The organism is Chryseobacterium polytrichastri (genome assembly GCF_900142445.1).
In the GTDB taxonomy this organism is placed as follows: domain Bacteria; phylum Bacteroidota; class Bacteroidia; order Flavobacteriales; family Weeksellaceae; genus Chryseobacterium; species Chryseobacterium polytrichastri.
The window spans coordinates 95,889-117,068 of record NZ_FRAV01000011.1; the positions used below are offsets into that span (position 1 = coordinate 95,889).

At 35.8% G+C, this 21,180-nt stretch carries 14 protein-coding genes; 7 read left to right on the plus strand and 7 right to left on the minus strand.

Annotated features, from left to right (window positions below; genetic code table 11):
• Nucleotides 1-3: 3 nt before the first annotated feature.
• From BUB80_RS08990 to BUB80_RS09000, 3 genes are all read left to right on the plus strand, one after another.
• Nucleotides 4-1,275, plus strand: a complete 1,272-nt coding sequence (locus tag BUB80_RS08990; RefSeq protein ID WP_073292597.1) for a condensation domain-containing protein — start codon at nt 4-6, stop codon at nt 1,273-1,275.
• Nucleotides 1,272-2,525, plus strand: a complete 1,254-nt coding sequence (locus tag BUB80_RS08995; protein WP_073292598.1) for a condensation domain-containing protein — start codon at nt 1,272-1,274, stop codon at nt 2,523-2,525. The genes BUB80_RS08990 and BUB80_RS08995 overlap by 4 nt, the downstream gene beginning before the upstream one ends.
• Nucleotides 2,526-2,605: 80 nt before the next feature.
• Complete coding sequence (locus BUB80_RS09000; protein ID WP_228433745.1) at nt 2,606-3,085, plus strand: hypothetical protein; 480 nt, start codon at nt 2,606-2,608, stop codon at nt 3,083-3,085.
• A 223-nt stretch (nt 3,086-3,308) separates the two neighbouring features.
• Here the strand turns inward: BUB80_RS09000 and BUB80_RS23600 are convergent, their stop codons facing one another.
• Nucleotides 3,309-3,593: a bacteriocin-like protein gene (locus tag BUB80_RS23600; RefSeq protein WP_175549583.1), complete on the minus strand. Its 285-nt coding sequence runs from the start codon at nt 3,591-3,593 to the stop codon at nt 3,309-3,311.
• Nucleotides 3,594-4,215: 622 nt separating this feature from the next.
• Between BUB80_RS23600 and BUB80_RS09010 the strand changes: the two genes are divergently transcribed.
• Nucleotides 4,216-4,575 carry a prevent-host-death protein gene (locus BUB80_RS09010; RefSeq protein WP_073292601.1) on the plus strand — a complete coding sequence of 120 codons (360 nt, stop codon included), beginning with the start codon at nt 4,216-4,218 and terminating at the stop codon, nt 4,573-4,575.
• Nucleotides 4,576-4,706: 131 nt separating this feature from the next.
• On the opposite strand, the gene glsA is transcribed toward BUB80_RS09010, so the two are convergent.
• Nucleotides 4,707-5,720 (minus strand): glutaminase A, encoded by a 1,014-nt coding sequence (glsA, locus tag BUB80_RS09015; protein ID WP_073292602.1) that lies wholly within the window; start codon nt 5,718-5,720, stop codon nt 4,707-4,709.
• A 226-nt stretch (nt 5,721-5,946) separates the two neighbouring features.
• On the opposite strand from glsA, the gene BUB80_RS09020 reads away from it, so the two are divergent.
• The 3 genes from BUB80_RS09020 to BUB80_RS09030 all read left to right on the plus strand — a co-directional run bounded on the left by BUB80_RS09020 (nt 5,947) and on the right by BUB80_RS09030 (nt 9,599).
• Nucleotides 5,947-7,134, plus strand: a complete 1,188-nt coding sequence (locus BUB80_RS09020) for an FAD-dependent oxidoreductase (RefSeq protein ID WP_073292603.1) — start codon at nt 5,947-5,949, stop codon at nt 7,132-7,134.
• A gap of 12 nt (nt 7,135-7,146) precedes the next feature.
• Nucleotides 7,147-8,910 (plus strand): flavin monoamine oxidase family protein, encoded by a 1,764-nt coding sequence (locus BUB80_RS09025; RefSeq protein WP_073292604.1) that lies wholly within the window; start codon nt 7,147-7,149, stop codon nt 8,908-8,910.
• Nucleotides 8,911-9,176: 266 nt separating this feature from the next.
• Nucleotides 9,177-9,599 (plus strand): hypothetical protein, encoded by a 423-nt coding sequence (locus tag BUB80_RS09030; protein WP_073292605.1) that lies wholly within the window; start codon nt 9,177-9,179, stop codon nt 9,597-9,599.
• Between the two features lie 154 nt (nt 9,600-9,753).
• Here the strand turns inward: BUB80_RS09030 and BUB80_RS09035 are convergent, their stop codons facing one another.
• The 5 genes from BUB80_RS09035 to BUB80_RS09055 all read right to left on the minus strand — a co-directional run bounded on the left by BUB80_RS09035 (nt 9,754) and on the right by BUB80_RS09055 (nt 21,121).
• Nucleotides 9,754-11,694 (minus strand): oleate hydratase, encoded by a 1,941-nt coding sequence (locus BUB80_RS09035; RefSeq protein WP_073292606.1) that lies wholly within the window; start codon nt 11,692-11,694, stop codon nt 9,754-9,756.
• Between the two features lie 88 nt (nt 11,695-11,782).
• Nucleotides 11,783-12,661: a helix-turn-helix domain-containing protein gene (locus tag BUB80_RS09040; protein WP_073292607.1), complete on the minus strand. Its 879-nt coding sequence runs from the start codon at nt 12,659-12,661 to the stop codon at nt 11,783-11,785.
• 119 nt (nt 12,662-12,780) lie between these two features.
• Entirely contained in the window at nt 12,781-13,302 is a 522-nt protein-coding gene (locus BUB80_RS09045; protein ID WP_073292608.1) for a hypothetical protein, read from the minus strand.
• Nucleotides 13,303-13,370: 68 nt separating this feature from the next.
• The gene (locus BUB80_RS09050) at nt 13,371-20,342 is read right to left on the minus strand and encodes a DUF8202 domain-containing protein (protein ID WP_139262628.1); all 6,972 of its coding nucleotides are present in this window, start codon (nt 20,340-20,342) and stop codon (nt 13,371-13,373) included.
• A gap of 179 nt (nt 20,343-20,521) precedes the next feature.
• The gene (locus tag BUB80_RS09055; protein ID WP_073292610.1) at nt 20,522-21,121 is read right to left on the minus strand and encodes a hypothetical protein; all 600 of its coding nucleotides are present in this window, start codon (nt 21,119-21,121) and stop codon (nt 20,522-20,524) included.
• Nucleotides 21,122-21,180 lie beyond the last annotated feature (59 nt).

Genomic DNA, 21,180 nt, shown 5'->3' on the forward strand with positions numbered 1-21,180 from the left:
CCTATGAGAAGAAGACTTTTATTTGGGGAGCGTATGTTATTAGGGGACGGAACAGAGCCTTTTAACGCCGTTATCCCCTTCAGATTACGCGGTACTTTTAAGGAAAAAGATATTCAACTTGCCCTGACTCAGCTTCAGGGCAAGCACCCTTGGCTAAGAGCGCTCATTCATCATGATGAAAACCATGTACCTTGGTTTGAAGTGCTGGAAAGAAATCTACCCATCCCCATCCGAATTGTTCACCGAAAAGGAGACGACGATTGGAAGGAAGAATCAATGAAAGAATGGCAGACTTTATTTAATTACACCGAACTCCCTCTTCTCAGGTTTGTATGGATCAAAGGAGAAGAAGTTTCAGATATGCTTTTTGCTTTTCATCATTGCTTATGCGATGGTGGTTCTGCCATGTCTTTTCTAAATGAATTTTTACAGTTATTGGATAATCCATTTCATGACATTGGGTTAGAAAATCCTATATTAGGAATTCAGGATGTTGTTCCATCAGAAATCTTGGCAAACCGTGGACAACAGATAAAAGCAAAAGTAATTGGGCGATTAGCCGCAACCGCAATTAAATGCATTCCTGTTGGCAAAAAAGCAATTGAGCGTCAAAAAGATTATCTGGTGCATTGGAAGCTTGATAAAACCATGAGTCAGGAATTAATTTCCTACTGCAAATCCAAGCAAGTTACCGTTAATACCTTTTTGAGCACAGCAGTTCTTCAGGCATTCAAAAAAGTAAAAGGAGAAAAAGCTTTTAATAAAGTTTCTTGCCCGGTAGATATCAGACGTTTCGCCAAACAAATTAAAGAAGATCATATTTTTGCTTTCGGATTAATGATTGTAGTGTCTGCCAATCAAAAAATGAGTTTTTCAGAGAACTTACATTTGATTCAAGAATCTGTAGAGCGAAAAACTTCCAAACTCAATCCATACATTACTATGATGGTAATGGAATCTGCACACGATGCTTTGAAAAATTTCACGAAATTATTAAAACACGGTAAATCTTCCAATGATTGTATGTTTTCAAATTTGGGACGTATTCAGATTCCTCATCAATACAAAGCATTTACGTTGGATACTATTTTTAGTCCTTCCGTGATTGGACCTTTGGGAAATACAACAACAATGGTTGCCTCAACATTTCGTGGAGAAATGGATTTTTCTTTCATCGGAAGTGAAGGCTATTTACCACACTCGGAAGCATTGGCTATTCGTGATGAGGTGATGGAAACCATTAAACAACAACTTGAATATCTTCCTGTATCATGATCAACCGAAAACTTATGTTGGTAGAAAGAATCATGTATGTTGATTCTAAAACACCTGTAAATTGTGTATTTACAGCTAAAATAAATGGTGAAGTTTCTGAAGAAAATCTTAAAACTGCTTTAGCAAAGATCCAACAAAAACATCCTTTGCTAAGAGCAAAAGTTGATACCCAAAGTAAAAAACATCCTTTTTTTATAGAAAATAAGGAAGTTACCCCTATTCCTATTCGTATTATTGAACGTAAAACAGATGACGATTGGTTGCGGGAATCTCAAAATGAATGGGTTCGTCTATTTGACGAAGAGAAAAAACCTCTGGCCCAATTGGTTTGGATCAAAGGGCATGGTATTTCTGAAATACTTTGGGTAATGCCTCACTGTATTTGTGATGGGACAACAGCCGTAACCCTGATGCGTGAACTTCTTCAATTATTAGACAATCCCTCAATCAAACTAAATTCCTATCAATCCTTCAATTCAGTTGATGATTTTCTGCCTGCGGATTTTAATTTGAAGAAGAAGAAACGGAAAGCTAGATTTTATTTGATGATGGCTAAGTTATTCTTTTTAGTTCAGGCAAAAAGTAAAAAAAGAAATTTAGGAAAGAGCTATCTTCTTCACAGAAAGTTAAATGCAAAAATAACGCAGCAGATAACAGAAAAATGTAAGACTCACAGTATTTCTGTACACTCTTTACTATGCTCCGCATTTATGCAGGCTTTTAAAGAAATACAAGGAAATACTGCTAAAGGCAAGGTCATAAGTCCTGTGGATGTTCGCCATTTTATTACTGAAATTAAGCAAGATCATGCATTTGCATTTGCTCCTACAGTGGAGCTTTCACTAAAAAAAGGAAGCCAGAATGTGTTGGAAAACTCAAAACATATTAAAAAAGATCTTGTTGAAAAAATAGAGAAAATGGATGCACGAGAACTTTTATGGATGGGTGAAAATATGCATCCTGTTGTTGAGCGTATGATTTCTATGCTAAAATCAAGTAGAGGTGGGCATGATGTAACCTTATCCAATATGGGGAAAATTGATATTCCGACTCATTATGAAAATTTTAAAGTTGAAACAATTTTCAGCCCGACCGTTGCATTTCCATGGTTAAATTCAAATACTCTAGTTATAACAACTTATAACCAAGAAATGGATTTTACATTTATCTCTAATGAAAATTTTCTTTCAAGCGAACAAGCTCTTAAAATTAAAGATAAAGCGATTGAACTATTGACCTCATCCCTATGAAAATAAATATGAAGTCTGCCCGAACCAAAAAGATAAAAAAAATAAAGAAAACCACTCTCAATCGTTTTTTAAGAAAGCGAATGATTTATTATGTTCTTCCGAACGTATTTTTTAATTTTATTATTGCCTACGCCAGTTTTAAAGAATTGGGCTACACCCATTTTTTTGCAGGAACACAATGTTTGGCTCGGCTTACGTTGCCAATGGCTATATTTCTACCAGTAGTTCTTACTATTGATATTATTAAAAGAGTGACTGATGCTTCTGAACAGGGAGCGATTGAATTTATGGTTGATGAAAAGCTGAATATCAAAAAACTAATGACTAAATTGAGCATTCTCCACGGAGTTATTACCGGATTATTGGTATTATGTTTTTTATTACTCGGGCAATTAAGCCTATCCAAGTATCATAAGTTAGATGCTACCTCGATGGCAATTGTAGTTGGTATTCTTGCAGGTTTGCTTTCTGTGCTTTTTACCTATCTTCCGATAAGAAAATTAAGAGCATATTTATATAAACCTGTAGCAATAGCTAATTCTGATATAAAAAATAACTAAGAAAAACTATTTCAAATTATTAGTAACAGATTTTTCTATTTATCATTTTAATCTGTTAAATACTTTTTTAATAAAAGTTGAGCTATTTAGTAAAAAAGAAAGTCTTTGATAGTTAGCTTGAAGCATTGAAATAATCAACTCTCAAATAATAAAATTAATATGAAAAAATTACATAAAAAAACCGCTCTGAAAAGAGCGGTATACCTTATAATACAGACTTATCTTAACAAGTAGATCCGCAAGCAAGAAGTTGAATGTGGATTACACCGTTAAGTACACACTGAGTTTGACACAATGCAGTGTTTACAACACCACCTAAGCCTCCTACAACGCCACCTACGACACCGCCAACTCCACCTACAACACCACCTACAACACCACCAACGCCGCCTACAACACCACCTACAACTCCACCTAGACCTCCAATTAGTCCTCCGATGTTGTCAAGTAGTCCATCACCTGTAATTGCTTTTAACTCGTTTCTGTTTAGTTTTTTTAAGTTTTTCATGAATGTAATATTTATTTATTAATACATCACTAAGATAGGAATAATTATAATATGTTTATATCTTTTTCAAAAAAATAATTAAATATTTTTATTAGTTAACATTCCATTAATATAAACGTTATTTAATGAATATTCGATTATTTGACATATTCACAAAATCAGATGCAAAACTCAGTGAATATCAGAATATTATTCACTGTAATTTGATTTAAAAAAATATAGATTATGGAGAGTTATTTTAATTGGGTAATATGGTAGTACAATAAAAATATCTTGAAAGAGATTCTCCAAATCAAAAAAAAGTAGATTACGGAGTTAAAATGAACACTAAGAAGACAAAATTTGAAGGATCTTATTGCAAAATGATGAGTAAAAATTAATAAGTACACAAAAAAAAGAAACCGTTATCGCTTAAGATGCTATAAGCATTATTTATTTACGATTTTATTTTAACAAAGAAATAACCTGCAGTATGAGGAACCCATCTTCTATAGCTGGATGATTTTAAAAATCTATATCAGTTCAAAAAGAATTTATATGTTTTATGCCTAACGCAATTTAAATTAGCTATTTTATTTTGAATTGCTTTAGCTTCTTCATAAATTTGTAGAAAATTAAATTAATGAATTACAAGCTTGAGCTCAATACGCAGGAACCTAACTCTAACATTGTTTTCAATACAATCGTATTTGATTCGTTCAAGGTTAATATAGTAGCGAGATATACGGGAAGGATGAATTTCAACCCAATACTATGTGAAGTTTTATTCAAGGTCAGAACATTAGATGATATCCTCGTTAAAAAAAGAGATGGTAATGTAAGGATAAGAATTAAAGAGAACGAGCTAGAAACCTACGAGAAATTAATAAAAACATTAACTTCTTATGATTACAAAAATAAACTAATCGACAGAAAAGCTGCTGATCAGGATTTCGTTCACTTCATTTTAAGTATGGTGATTACTAATTATGAACTTAACTAGAAATTAAAGGTTCAACATTCTTAAAGACAATAAGTTAGCCTAAGAGAGACGAGTTCCCTCAGAGTTAATTAGAGAAGAACTTTTAAGAGCTTGAAAATATACATTCTAAATTCAAGCTCTTAGAATTTTTTTTAAAACAGACTTAGGTTATATTGCTTTACAAGGTCTAAAATCATGTGATACCCTGCCAAGGAATTTCCATGTTGATCCAAAGACGGACTGAAAACACCGATTCCCATTTTTCCGGGAACACTTACTGTAATACCACCACCAACACCAGACTTACTTGGTAATCCTACCATTCGAGAATACTCTCCACTAAACTCATACATTCCGGCAGTCAGCATTTGTGATTCTACCAATCTTGCAACTTCAACATTCTTATAAGTAGAATCCCCATCAAAACGAACGCATTGATTAGCAAAGAAATAGCCTATTTTAGCCAAATCCTCCGCAGTAAGTTCAATAGAACATTGCTTGAAATAGTTGTCTAATTGGTCTTCATTTCCAGAAATAAGTCCGTTATTTTTCATCAAATAGAACATTCCACGATTACGATGTCCTGTTGACTTTTCAGATTCATAAACAGATTTATTATAATCCAATGCCTGATTTTTGGTAATATACCTCACCATATCCAAAATTTTAAGAAATGGTTTTTCGCCTTCTCCGGAAATTAAAGAAGTAGTAAGAATAGCCCCGGCATTCATCATTGGATTAAGTGGCTTACCTGTAGTTTCAAGATTAGAAAAATGATTGAATGGTTTATCTGATCCGAAGTATCCCATTTTATCAAAAACATTTGCCTCTCCTTTTTCATTCACAGCAATCATTAATGCAATAATTTTAGAAATACTTTGCATGGTAAATTTCTTGTGAACATCACCTGTATTAAACACTTTTCCATTTTTACCAACTACTGAAAAAGCAATAGCATTAGCATCCATCTTGCCAAGCTCCGGAATATAATCCGCCACTTTTCCCTGTGTATAATACGTTCTGTTTTGTTCTAAAATACTGCTTAAGGTTTTTTCAGAAATCGTTGAAATATCTACTGCTTTCTGAGCATGCATCACTGTGTTTAAGGATAAAAAAGCTGCAATACAAATTCCTTTTGCAGAAAATAAAAAGCTATGTTTTTTCATAAAGAGTGTTTGTTAATAAAAATGTTATAATTACCCTCGAAAAACAAATATAAGAATTTCATATCCTGCCCGCAAATCTCCCAGGAAGCATGAAGACTGTAAGCATGCTGACTTCCTATTAAGTATTTATACTCAAAGCTGCAATTGGTTATTTATACTCTACAACAACGACCTCCTTCTTTGTTACTTTGAAATACATATTAAAAAAGCTAAAAACAAACAATACATGAATACAGAAAACTACGACGTAATCGTTATTGGCGGAGGGGCAATAGGTTTAGCTACTGCGTACCAACTCGGGAAGCGCAAAGCAAAGACGCTAGTGCTTGAACAGTTTACTTTTGTGAATCAATTAGGAAGTTCAGCAGGAGTATCACGTCAATTCAGAATTCCATATCCGGATGAATATATGGTGCAGATGGCTTTGGATGCACAACCGTATTGGGATGAGCTGGAAAAAGAAACCGAAACCTCTTTACTTGATAAAGTAGGTACACTCTGGTTTGGAGACCCTGAAGTACATTCCACCGAAGGAAATATTGCTGAAGCCGAAAAGGCACTCAAAGCTTTAAATGTACCTTACACTACACTCACCGCAAAAGAAATTGAAGAGCAATATCATTTTAGAAATTTACCCGAAAACTATACCGGGCTTTTTCAGCCAGATGGCGCCAGCATCAATTTCAAAGCAACCATTGAAGCTCTTTTAGGTTTGTGTAAAAAAGAAGAAACTGTTGAATTGCGAGAAGATTCACCTGTATTGGAGATTAAACAAAATGGAGAACTCTTTGAAATCACCACTCCTAACGGGATTTATATCGCTAAAAAACTGGCAATTATTCCCGGGCCGTATATCAATAGTGTGATTAACTTACTAGATTTTAAGATAGAAGCCACGTATTGGAATATGTCTTCTGCCTATTTCAAAAAGACAGATCCTGCTATACAATATCCAACTTGGTTTGTATTCCAAAATCCTGTAGACAAAAACGGGAATGAGTTTTATGGCTTCCCATCAGTAGATTGGGACCATCCTGAATACATTCGGGTAGCACCAGACTTTGTTATCAATCCTTTAGATGAGCCAAATGACAGGACTTTAATTCCCAATCCTCAAGAACTGTCCTATACTTCTGAATGGATTAAAGAACATATGACAGGGTTAAGCACAGAACCGGAATACACCTCCACATGCCTTATTGCACTAAGTACTATTCCAAATAAAGAACTATTGATTGATTTTGCTCCCAAGTACGTCCCTAATCATAAAAACATAGTGGTATATGCCACCGGATGGGCTGCTAAATTCACGCCATTCTTAGGAAAAATAATGTCTGACCTTGCTTTGGATGGGCATACGGATTTTGATATTTCTCATTTCCAATTAGGACGTAAATTCTTCAAAGCCATTTAAAACTATTAAATCATGAATAAAAATACACCATTAAATTCAGGAATGCATCCTGATTTAAAAATTGAAGTTGCTATTATTGGTGCCGGAACTTCCGGATTATACACCGCTTACCGTTTAGTAACTGACCAGAAATATACTGCCGATCAAGTACAGATCTTCGACATGAATAATAAATTGGACGGAAGGCTGGAATCGGTCATTATGCCAGGAATGAATTTCTGGGGTGAATTGGGAGGCATGCGCTACCTGACTTCTCAGGAAATCGTAACGACATTAATTGAAGGCTATCCTCTTACCGAACAAGATCTAGATAAGCGTACTCCTGTTTTGAAAGATAAAATGACGCCCATTCCATTTCCGATGGGCGATCCTACCCAACTGTTAATGTATCTTCGAAAAGAACGTTTCAAACAAGATGCCTGGAACGTAGCTCAGGATGAAGGTAAAAAACTAGCTACCCGTTATTATCTGAATGATGACGATGATGGTTTTAGTTCAGATCAACTATTCAATAAAATTATTTACGAAGTTTTAATGGCAGATTCTTGGGTAGCCAAAAAATATGGAGATAAAATCATTAAAGGAGATAAAGCCTACGATTATTCTTTTAAATTAACCAGCGAAGATTGGGATGATATCAAACCTAAGCTGGTTTATAATTTCCCAAACTCTCCTTACGATCAGCGTAAAGTAAATGATTTAGGATTCTGGAATTTAATTAAGGATCAAATTTCACAGGAAGGATATGAGTTTGTAGCGAATGCTGGTGGATATTATTCCAATACAATCAATTGGAACTCAGCCGAAGCTTTTCCTTATATGGTAGGAGATTTCTCTGCGGGAACCATTTACAAAACGATTGAAGAAGGATATGACAGTATTGCATACGCTGTAGCCAATTCTTACATAGATCATGATGGAGCTTGTATTTGGTCTGAAAATAAGCTGCTTACTTTCACCAAAGATCACCATTTAACACATACTCATAAATACCAATTAACCTTTCTTAATCTGAAAACCAATACCACATGGAATGTCTATGCAAATACGCTAGTTCTTGCGATGCCGAGAAAATCTTTGGAGCTTTTGGATCAGAACAATTTCTTTTTTGATATTAATGAAAACTCAGTTATCAATAAAAATATCCGTTCGGTCATTATGGAACCTGCTTTTAAAATATTAATGGGCTTTCAATATCCTTGGTGGAAAGATTTAAAAATTGATTCCGGGCATTCTATCACAGACTTACCCATGAGACAGTGTTATTATTTCGGTACGGATCCTGAAACTAACAACTCAATGTTACTGGGAAGCTACGGAGATATGGAAACCGAGACCTTTTGGAAAGCACTTACGGATGATAAATTGCTTTTTGAAGTAAAAGCTGCTAAGTCTGCATCATTGAAAGAACTACATCAACTTGATGATGTTCAGGCGACTCAATTGATGGTGGATGAATTAATGAATCAATTGAGAGAACTTCACGGTCCGGATATAACAATCCCAGATCCTTATGTAACCTATTTTAGAGACTGGACTGATGAACCTTTCGGTGCAGGATATCATGCATGGAAAGCCGGATATTCAGTAGAAAATGTAATGCCTTATATGAGAAAGCCAGTTGCCGATGAGCAAATTCACATTATCGGAGAAGCTTATTCTGATCAGCAAGGCTGGGTGGAAGGCGCTTTCTGTGAAGCAGAAAAAATGCTGCAAGAACATTTTGGAATGCATCGTCCTATCTGGTTAAGCCCTACTTATTATTTAGGATGGTAGATAAAAAAGGTAAAATCTAAAACAAATAGCCAGCTCATCACGACAATATGAGCTGGCTTTATATTTTGAGATATTTCAATATACATGTAGAAATTTTTTGCGATAAAATCCTAAATTAACTAAAGCTTTGGAAAATTAAAAAATAAGAAATAATGCCCCAAAAGAAAATACTCGTTAATCAATCTAATTTGAAAATTTTATGACTTAATCTACCTTTATTATTATCCACTTTCACTAATTTTGAAGATTATTTAAAAGTTAATTCTATGTTGCAAAGATTTTCAGCAATTACATGCTTCGTTTTTCTATTATTAAGTTCTTTTGCTTTTGGTCAGGATATTCCATGTGTTAATAGCGGCGCTTACTACACATTCAGTGGAGGTAAAGGATTCCCACTGAAGTATGAAATTATTGAAGGCTTTATTGAGGTGAAAGAAATGAGAAAAGATAGAGACGAATTAATCAACACCTATAAAATCTCAAAAGTTGTAAAATGCAACTACAAAAATCCGGTTAATGCCAATCTTGTCTTTAAAATAAACCCATACGACAAAGTAAGTGATACCTACAGCGAAAGAGAATCTGAGCTTGAAATCAATATAACAGATGGCAAAGGTAAAATTTTCTTCCGTCAACCTAATTTACCTGAAATGTCAAGCAGAGCGACGAGTATGGCTCCTAAGAGATAAGATTATAGAATATATTCAAACAAAAAAAAGCCTTTAAATATTGCTATTTAAAGGCTTTTCTATTTCAGCTTTTCAGCTTGTAGAAAAAAGGATTAGATTTATCTTCTTAAACCCGTATGAATAACACATTTTGTACAGAGTATTCGATCTAGTCCTAGCCTTTTACTCCTTTAATCCAATCTTGGAATCTACCTACCTGCTCCATAAAGAAAGATTCATGCTCCTCCTTCCCTTCAGGATGATTAACCAATACATGTTCAAAATAGGTTCCTTTCAATACTTTTCTTAAAATGCCTTCTCCTAAGAATGGTTTATAATCATTCAAAGCTTGGGTTGCTTTTAACAAATGACGGATATCGTATTGCAATGGATTAATGTCTGGAACTTGCTTGTTCAGATTCAGAAGGCTATAGACCGCAATTCTCGCCGTTCTTACAGAACTTTCCATCGTAAAGACAACATCATTATTCGTTTCTACAAACTGTCCGACCAATCCTAAATTAGTACATCCTTCAGGAACAACTCTTGGGCGGTCTCCCTGAGCTCTTGGCATAAACATAGAAGTAATGTATGGCATAAATGCAGTACGAACGATTGTATTTTCTATAACATTATCAAGTTCATCTATTATTCCAACATGATGGCATAATTCGGCAAGAATTTCGTTACCCGTACATTCAGGCATTGTTTTTTTAATATAATTTCCTTCTTTATCCATCAGCAAAGCATATACCCAAACAACTAAAATATCATCGGGTTGTGTAGGGAAATGAGGCTGTCTGTTACAGGTAAAACTCATTACCCAATTAGAGTCTGTAATCGTAACAATACCGCCTGTTGCTGTTTTTCCTGAATAAGGATCATTAACGCATAATTCTTTTAATTTTTCTGTAAATGCTGAAGGGCGGCACGTTAACGTTGCTGATTCCCAAGAAGATTTTTCTATATTTCCACAGAACTTTTCAGGGTTTCCGAAGACTTCAGATTTTGCTGCCAGATTTTTCCAAAGTTTCCATCCTGCACTTTGTCCTGTATTGCTGTTATCTATTGTAATTTCCGGAGCGGTAGTATTATCACCATAAAAAGTACTTTCTGTCATAGATCCGGTGGTAATAATTACATAATCATCTTTACCAATTGGTATCTTAACCTCTTCTCCATTTTGTTCGGTAATAATTCCCTGTACTTTTTTTCCTTCAGTATTTATTTGAAGATCAATATCTTTAATTAATGTATTAAACTGTATCTGTACTCCTTTTTCAACAAGAAAATCTTTTAAAGGAGTTACAAATGTATCATACTGATTGTATTTTGGGAATACCAAACATGAAAAATCTTTCATTCCATCAATAGCATGCAAGAATCTGTGCATATACAGCTTCAACTCAAGTAAAGAATGCCAATTTTCAAATGCAAACATAGAACGCCAGAAAAACCAAAAATTACTCTTCAGAAAAGATTCTGCAAAATAATCTTCAATACTAAGGTCATCCAATTCTTCTTTTTTCTTTAAGAGAAGTTTTACAATAGCCAACTGATCTTTCTTTTCCAATCCAAATTTACTGAAGTCCTGAATTTCACCTTTATTATGTATTAATCTGGCTTTAGAGTAATTAGGATCATTATCATTAATGAGTCTATATTCATCCAAAACACTGTAAGGAGCAGGAAGTTCCAAAGCAGGAATATCTTGAAATATATCCCAGAGATTTTCATAAGTCATATCCATTTCTCTTCCGCCTCGGATAATATAACCCTCTTCTGCATTTCCTGCACCGTCTAATGATCCTCCTTCAATACTAAGCTGATCTAAAAAGATAATATTTTTGCCGGGAACATGGCCATCACGAATGAAATAATAAGCCGCAGACATTCCGGCAATACCACTTCCTACAATATAAATTTTAGAATTTTCGTAAGATTGTAAAGGAATTCCTTTATTTCGTTGATAGTTTCCTATCTGATCAGAGAAAGGCATCGTTTTTTCAGGAGTATTAATCTGAACCTCTTTACTGGAATCAGGCTCATGAACTACTTTTCCAAACTGTTCAGAAGTATTTAAAATATTTTCGAATTTTGAATTAATTGTACTCATCTCGTTTTATTTTTTTGTGTACTATAAAGGTACCTCAATTAACAAAACGATATATATCCCGAATATCAGAATTATTATCCCTAAATTCTTATGATTGAATATTTTCTTTAATCCGATACTGAGAAGGAGAAATAAGAGTGTGCTTCTTGAAAAAACGCCCGAAAGCTGAAATAGAATTAAACTGAAGTTGGAAAGCAATTTCTGAGATTGTAATGTCCGGATTTCCAAGCATAACATAGGCCTCTTTTAAAAGCATTTCGTTGATCACTTGGTGAGGTGTTTTTCCACTTGCCTTTTTAATGATTTCTATAAGATATTTGCTCGAAACAAAAAGTTGCTCTGCATAATAGGCAACACTTTTTTGCTCTTTGATATTCTCTCGGATCAGTTTCCTGAATTTTAAGAAAAGATCCTTTTTTCCTTCCTCTTTTTCCAACAAGTCTCCTTTTTGAGCTTCTACAATTTCGGCTGTTTCTAAAAGAATATTAAAAATAATCGTTCGGACAATTTCATCCGTAAATTTTCCTTTCCTGTCAGATTTTTCTTTGAGATAATCCAGTAATCTCTGTAATAATAAAGATTTCTCTTCTGCCGTTTTTACAACACTGTAAGAACCTTCGGTAAAAAGGTTCATTTTTTCAATAATAAAAGGATTAGAAATATTCTTAATGAGAAAATTTTTATCAAAAAAAAGTAATTTCATTTTAAAATTATCGCTAACCTTCAGAAATTTAATAATGGTTGAGGGAGCTGATATAAGAAAATGATTGGCGCTTGCATGGTATTTTTCATTATCTATTTCAATATGAATTTCGCCTGATGTACAAATACATAAAGTATAATAATCCATCCTGAATGATGTTTTCGGAAACTTAAGAATAGGGTTACCAGATGAAATATAATAGGATCGCCGACAATCTATGCTGTAAAAAGATAATGTATCCTGCAAATTTTCAGTGATCTTCATATGATATTTTTTGAGAAAAACTCCTGTTAATGCAATTTACAACTTTTTTAGATTTTTTTTAAAGAACCTTTCTGATATGATCTAAAAGAAAGGTTCTGGTTACTATTAAAAATTATTGCTTAAGGTTTCCAAAAGCTCCAAACATTACCGTTGTATACTGCTAATTGTCTTTTGGTTGTATCATACACCATCATCCCGGCACTTGGGCTGATAATATTAAGATGCGGACTGGCAACCTTAGGCAGAACCATTGCTTTGTTACTATCAACAAGAACCAGAATTCCTGAAGTAGTATCAGTTCCCCCTCTTGTATCGATAGAAACCTTGGCTCCGGGCTGTTCTGTTTTATCATTTCCCTGAATGCTTACATCTGCAACTCCAGAGGCATCAATACTTAAATCAAACCACGTATTGGTATCTTTTAAATATTTTACTTTATGATCTGTAATATCGTAAATCATCGTCCCGTTTTGTACAATTGAGCTTTTATCAATAACATACGGAAGAACAATTCCTCTGTTTTCAGCATCGCTGAATTGAATTGAGACCGAACCATTCGCAACATCGGGTCTGCTCACTCCGATTTGTGCGTGAACAGAAATGGCAAAAGGTATTATTAATACTATAATTAATTTTTTCATGATGATTAATTTAAAATTTTGAAAAAAGAGGTTGAGATTTTATATTATCTCTCAACCTCTGAATTATTTTAATCCGGACAAGTTTGTGTTGCAACACAATACCATGCAAAAGAGGTTCCTCCGTCTTGTGAAGTATACATTTTCAGGCATTTGTTGGTAGTATCATACAATAACATTCCCTCCACAAAATTTGCAGGCGGAATTCCTACAGGATTCCCTGAAGCATTAAACGTCAATCTATTCACTACAAAACCTTTAGTTTTAGCTTCTAAAACCATCCATGCACCTGTACGAACTGCCGGCCAGTTATCTGTTGTACTCTCAGCAGTTGTTCTTGTTAAAGAAGTAATTCCTATCTTACCAGGAAGAGATGGATTTCCAGCGCCTGCAACAGCTCCAGGCTTATAACAAAGTCCCTGAGCAATTCCTAAAGTGAACACCTGCCCACCAGTAAGAACAATATTATTGAAGGATACTGCTGAACCTGCAGTATATGTTGAAGCAGGAATCACCTGAACCGCTCCCGTAGTAAAATCTCCGTCTCCGTCTGAATCTACCAAAAGCATAACATTCGTTGCATTAGCTCCTGTTAAAGTAACTCCAGCCAAGTTGAATTTTAATGAAATATTTGAGATATCTGTTCCATCCGTATTAGCCTGAGCTACTTTCCATTCACGGTCTAATCTGCGTCCTACGTTCGCTGGTAATTCCGTTGTCTGTTCAACAACTGCGCTTCCACTGCCTTTGTTATTGGCAAATAGCATGAATTCCTGATCTCCGTCGATTGTTGTACGCGCTGCATTAAGGTTTAATGAGGTAAAGTCATTATTCATAGATACCGTCAATATATCTCCTGCGTTATTGGATTTAGAAATACGTTGATTAAGTCCGTAATAATCATCTCTCCCCAAACCAAATACATCATATTTGTACGTTAGATCTGATGCACGAATCACTGTTCCTGCGCTGCTCACATAAGGATAATTCAAGTTTCCTAAAGTACCTCCCAACTGATCTGTACCTCCTGTTAACGTAATACCATACTTCACAGCCAAATAAGATTCTACAATTGCTCTTTCTGAATCAGATAGAACTTTGTCATAAACTATTAGTTCCGCATAAGAACCATCCAATCTTCCATCGGGCGCATTAAGTGTAGTTGTTGCAGAGAAATGTTTACCTATTCTTACCAATCCGCTTAATAATCTGCCTTCACCCGTTCTGGTGTTGGTAGGATCAGCATTTTGGTTTAGGATATCATTAGAACCGTTTCCATAAGTACTGTAATAAATTTCTTCATCACCTATTCTATTTCTTTTCAACGTACCGATAGAGGTCTGTGTCTGAAGTCCTAGGTTTCCCAAATAAGAATAATCACCTGCAGAACCTCCTCCGAAAGAAAGGAAGCTTCCTGCGGAAACACCAAAGGACATATCCGCTCTTAAAGGTGCAGGATCTCCAGCACTTGGGTTTGAAACATCACCTCCGTATAACAACATATTATTATAAAAACTAGATCCAAAACCAGCTGCTTTGAATACACTGATGATTGTTTGACTTCCAAGGGTAGGAGTTGTAAACTGAACAGCATTACCTCTTCCTGTGTTAGAGAAGTTAACAACAGGATTGAAATTAAAGTTGTCTGTAGTATTATATTTATAGAAAGGTAGTGTAGGAAGAAGTACTTCTCCTAGTTCTCCCGGATCAGTAGTAGGCGTACTTCCATCCTGAGCTCCGTTTACGATTTCCTGATCATACCATGTTGTAATCTGAGTATTATCTGCAGGAACTCCAGAGGCAGTATTTACACCTTTATCCGCTTTCACCCAAAGTACCTGAGGCTGAAGTTCTGATCCGAAAGTGATATATCTTGCTGTAGCATCAGTATCAAAGCTCTTATTGAAAACCCATTGGTTTCCACTGTAAGTACCTGCTATAGATTGTACATTTACTGTAAATGCAGCATCGTCTGCCACAAACATACGAATGTTGTTCCCTGGCGCAAAGCCCGTTCCGTAAGCTGTAAGATTAGCTGCAAAATAAACGTTGCCCAACGTACTTGTTCTCTGCGACAACCAGATTCTCTGGATACGTTGTGCAGGATTACCTGAAATCGTTACACCTACTAAAGGTGTTGCCGTAACTGTGTTATCACCAGTCAGGAAATATTTTTGATCTCCCGATAATAACGCTCTTGATGCAGCAATGTTCTGAGATACAAAATCATTGTTTGTAGCCATCATAAGAATCGTTCCGGCATTCACACTCTTGGAAACTTTCTGATGTAAAGATGAAATATCATCCTTAGCCAGACCAAATACGTTATTGTTATAAGTTGTATTCAGCGCACCATTCCAAATGGCAGCATTTTCAGAAGAGACATAATTATCTGTCGCAACACGACCTAATGTAATCCCATACTTGATCGCTAGATAGGTATCTACTTTTCGTCTTTCAGCGGCAGTAATATTTCCTCCACCATAGATAATGGTTTCTCCGATATCTCCTACAATACCTCCGTTGTCGCTACCACTACCTGTAAAACGTGTATCTCCAAATACGTGACCTCCCAAAGCAAGTCCTACAGCAGTATTATTTGCAGTAGCGCCATTGGCAGCACCATTCAATCCTCTTGCTAATGTTGAAGCAGTAAAAGTATTGTACATAATACTAGGAATACCAGTGGCAAAATTTATATTGGAGTTCACAAACTGTGTTCCTCCTCCCACAACTCTTCTTTCGATCGTTGCGCTAACAGGCCAGAATCCTGTGTAATCCCAAGATGCAATAGTAGTAGTTGCATTATTTTCTGTAATACTGAAAAAGTGAGGAGTCGGACTTCCTGCGGATGTCATTCCTTCTTTTGTTACCGTAAAGATGTCATTATTGGTATTGGTAATCGTTTGAACAGTATTATTCCCTAACGCTTGAGTAATTGCTGTAAAGTTGATTCCCGGATTGAAGTTAAAGTAAGCTGCAGCCCCCGTTTTATATTTAGGTAATGCAACAGCTGGCATCTGAGTGACGATTGTACCTCCGAAATAATCTTTCCAAGAAGTTACATCGGTTGTATTTCCTGTGTTCGTAGCATCAATATCTGCTCTGTACCATTGGCTTAATCCGTTGATTACCCCTCCCGGAGCATGTGCAAATGCCGCAAAAGTAAAATACTGACCATTTGCCAATGCTACATCTGCATAGTTATAAGTAACACCATTTACAGCCTGTGTATTTACAGACATATCTGTTACGGTATCTGTATTATCAATGACTGTATCCGTACTCTGAATTAATCTCATGGATTCTAAACCTGCAGGCCAAGCTATACGTACTATTCCGACACTTCCTGTATTCTGAGCTTTCCAGATAGATTCAAAACGATAATTAACTCCTGTAATTCCGCTAATAGGTACTGTAAGACTTTGTTTTAATCCGTTGTCTCCTACCATCAGAAATTGTTGATCATTAGCTAAACCTATATTATTGGAGGCGTTGCTGTTAGCAAATCCTGTTGTAGAGATAACAAGCTGTTGACCATTATTTACACTTCCTGCCTGTTTTTGGTGCAATGCAGTGAAATCATCTTTTGCGATACCAAAGATATTATTGCTATACCCAACATTCCCTGTTTTATCCCATACCACAGTACTTGCTGTAGATAAATAATTTTCATTTAGAGTAACACCATTCTTTACGGCAAGATATGAATTCACTCTTGATTGTTCATTGCCCGTTAAGGTACGGTTATACCATGCGATCTCCATAATATCTCCTGCGAAAGCACCTCCAGCATCCCATCCGGCTTGACCTATTCTTAGGTTTCTACCATAAATTTGGAATCTGTTTGCCGCAGCGAAACCTGAAAAGGATTCATAAGTACCATTAAGACCTAATCTCTTTTCTCCTCCGGCAATAGATGAAGTTCCTCCGTTCGCAATGGTATTATTAGCTAATGCCGAAAATACATTAGACTGTCCTACATTGAAAGCTGTAGAAAAATCTGAAGAAGTTGTAGTTGCAAAAAATTCATATTGTCTTGGTTTTCCGTTAGCAATAGAAAATGCTGGTTCAGCAGCAAATGTTGCATCATCATCAATACCTGTAATACGTCCTGTTGCATTAACACTAGTTGGTCTTACTGCCGAGAAAACTGAAGTATTGGTATTAGGCAATTCTACATTACCCAATGGATTCATTACCGAAGCAGAATTATAAAAGAATTTAGAAGCGGTATATCCAGTAGTGTAAGGATAGAAGTTATGGCTTCTGTCCGCCGGCGATAATGTAACCCCTCCTACATTCGGGATGTTGTCTGCATTCGGAGAATTATCTTTCCATGCTGTGGCAATAGCCCCGGAATCATCTGATTTTACCCAGAAATCAGGTCCTACAACTCCTCCAGGCGCCTGTGTAAAACCTGCAAAAGTGAAGTACTGACCATTAGCCAGTGTTACATCTGCATAATTATAAGTGACACCGTTTACAATCTGTGTATTTACACTCATATTTGTAGCAGTATCTGTCGCGTCAAAAACAGCATCCGAACTTTGAATTAATCGAATAGCAGTTAATCCTTCAGGCCAAGCGATACGCACTGTTCCAACGCCACCCGTATTCTGAGCTTTCCAGATAGATTCGAAACGGTAATTAACTCCTGTAATTCCACTGATAGGAGTCGTAAGGTTTTGTTTCAACCCATTGTCTCCAACTATTAGAAACTGACCATTTGCTAAACTGTTCGTATTAAGAGCATTCGTATTAGCCAAAGTACTTCCCGCTCCAATAATTAATTTTTGTCCTGCATTAATACTTTTAGACTGCTTTTGATGCAATGTGGAAACAAAATCATTAGCAATACCAAAAATATTATTATTGTAGCCCGTATTCACAGAACCACTCCACACATTCGTAGAGCTACTGCTTAAATAGTTCGGCGTATTAGTAACATCTAATGTTATCCCCCCTTTAATGGCAAGATATGAATCAACCTTATTGATATCATTGGCAGAAAGTGTACCATCAAAAACAATCGTTTCAGACATAGTCATTCCAGAACCATTGTCATCGCCACCATCATTTGCATTTCTTCCCAATACAATTCCTACATCCGGCCAAGTGGTAAGCGCCGTCATTGCCATATTAGAAATGACTGCCGCACCATTAAGAGCTCTTTGAAATTGGTTATTGGTAAAGCTATTTCTTACAATGGATGTATTGCTTAGCTGTGTATATTGAGCAGCAACAGGTGTTACAGCAGCATTAATATGAGAACCTGCACCGTTGTCCCTCATGTTAATATTAACAGCAGCAATTCCTGGGCTGTCATATTTATTACCTCCTGTAAGTGTTGAATAATTTAATCCAACTACCCTGTCATAACCCGAGCCTGTAACCGGTGTTGTGCTGGTGTATATCGAATAATTGGTGCTGGAAACAGCATTCAGTACAGATGAGTTTCCTAAAGCATTTGCAGCTACAAATGTTACTCCTGGATTAAAATTAAAATTAAGTCCAATCCCATCTACTGAAGACGGAGCTGATGTTGTACTTGATAATGCCGGAATTACAGGCACCTGACCAGCGGAATAATCTGTCCAAGTAGTTACAGCGCCTGTTGCAGGTATTAATCCTTTATCTGCTCTATACCAAAGTGAAGAAAGCACACCTCCCGGAGCATGAACATAGGCAGCAAAAGTAAAGTAGTTTCCATTAGCAAGTGTTACCGTTGCTGTATTGTAAGTAATTCCATTTACTGTCGTAGTTCCAGTCATCGGAACAAAAGTATCCGTGGCATCAATTGTTGCATCTGTAGAACGAACCAAATGAAGATTCTCAAATCCTGTTGATGGCCATGCTATTGTAACAGTACCTACACTTCCTGTGTTTTGGACTTTCCAAATAGATGCAAAACGATAATTAGTTCCACCTCCCGGAGCAACCGGATTAGCCAAAGCTACAGAAGGATTTTGTCTCAACCCATTATCTCCCCAAATCAGATATTGCCCATCCGTTAATGAATTAGAATTAAGAGCATTAGTATCTGATAAAGAATTTCCATTTCCAATAATTAATTTTTGTATGTTATTAATACTTCTAGACTGTTTCTGATGTAAAGCAGACATATTATCTCTTCCAATCCCAGCAATGTTATTATTATAGCCTGTGTTTCCTGAAGCATTCCAGACTACAGCACTAGATGAACTTTTATAATCCTTAGTTCCCTGAGCATACGTAGTTCCATACTTAATTGATAAGTAAGACTCCACCCTATCCATTTCATCTGCAGTAAGCCTGTTCTCAAAGATCAGCATTTCGTTTACCTGCCCATTCATAGAACCGTAATTGGTATCTCCACCTACACGAATATCTCTTGCATTAACATCAAGAACAGCATTCTGCAGTTGGCTTCCCGAATAATCTGTTCTGTTCCCGTTTAATGATACTGTAGCAGCAGCATATGAAGCATTTGTACCCGCTCCGTTCTGCCAATTTGCACCAGCTGTAAAATAAAAGTTATTCTGAAAGCTATTACTAGTTACTCCTTGATAGCCAGGACCACCTGTAAAAAAAAGCAAGTTATTTAATCCATTATTAGAAGTATGTAATCCCGGATAATCCATTGTAGAATCGAATCCGAAAATACCACAGTTATTTAATACATTCATATATCCGGCAGTAAACAATGTACCGTTTGTACGGTCTATGATATTTACCCCAGTTCCAGGCTGAAACTCCATCCATTTACTCTGAAATGTAACAGTCGGATTAAAATTTGCTAATGTGGTACTATTTGAAAATGTAGGGCGTAATCCTGCACTTGCCTGCAGGAGATTGAATCCATTCCCTTGAGCATCATTCCATTGATATACTGTAGAATTATTAGCTGAGCTAGTAACTCCTGCATCCGAAAACAATGTACCCGAAGCATCAGCTTTGTACCAAGCTGCCGGAACTACTCCTCCCGGTGACTGCCCGAATATCGGAACAATTATGCAAATTAATGCAAAGCTTATTATTTTTAGAAAATATTCATGTATCATATTTTCGATATTTATTTTAGTTATATATTTCAGATTCAGCATGATTAGCTTAAACCTGAATTACGAAAAGATTCTGTAAAAAATTGTTTGGAGATTAAGATTCTCTTCAACCTTATCAATCTATTAGAAGAAAGATTTATCCCGGTTAACATATTTTATTACTTAATTATATATTAAGATCATGTACCAGGTGGAGGTCTTGTAAAACTATAACGGTCTGTAATACTCTTTATAAAAGGAAAAGAATATATGTAATAGAACTTTTTATTATATAGAATAGGAATTACAACATCATACGTTTTGATCAACTCAACAAATTTGAAAGTATTGTCGGTTGTAATAGTTCCAACTTTGATATAATCATTGCTTCCTTGAAAAAAACTGTCTGACGGATGTTTTGAGACATATACCGTGATTTCCGGATTTGAAATTTTATTTTCAATCAGAGCCTCCGTTTTCTTCCGTGCAATTACTTTTAATTTTTTCTTCCCAAATTTCTTATCAGGTTTACTAGTGGAAGATGAAGGGGACTTTAATGGTTGTGAAAAATTGTCTATTCCATACACCATCGCTCCTTCTACAATATGAATTCCTGTTTCTGATGTTTGATCAGCTGACGAAATAGCAAAAGAGTCTACACCATTTCCAGAAGAAAACTTATCTGAAAAAGCGAAAACAGAATTTGAAGTAAGAAGTAGGAATAATGAAAAAAAGAGACCCAATTTCCACGTAGTAGTTTGTGCTACATTTGGGAAAATTGGGTTCTTGTCCTTTTGCATCATTCGCAGTTTTAGTTTTTACAAATTACATTTCAACAAGTAAGAGGGAATGTCCTTTA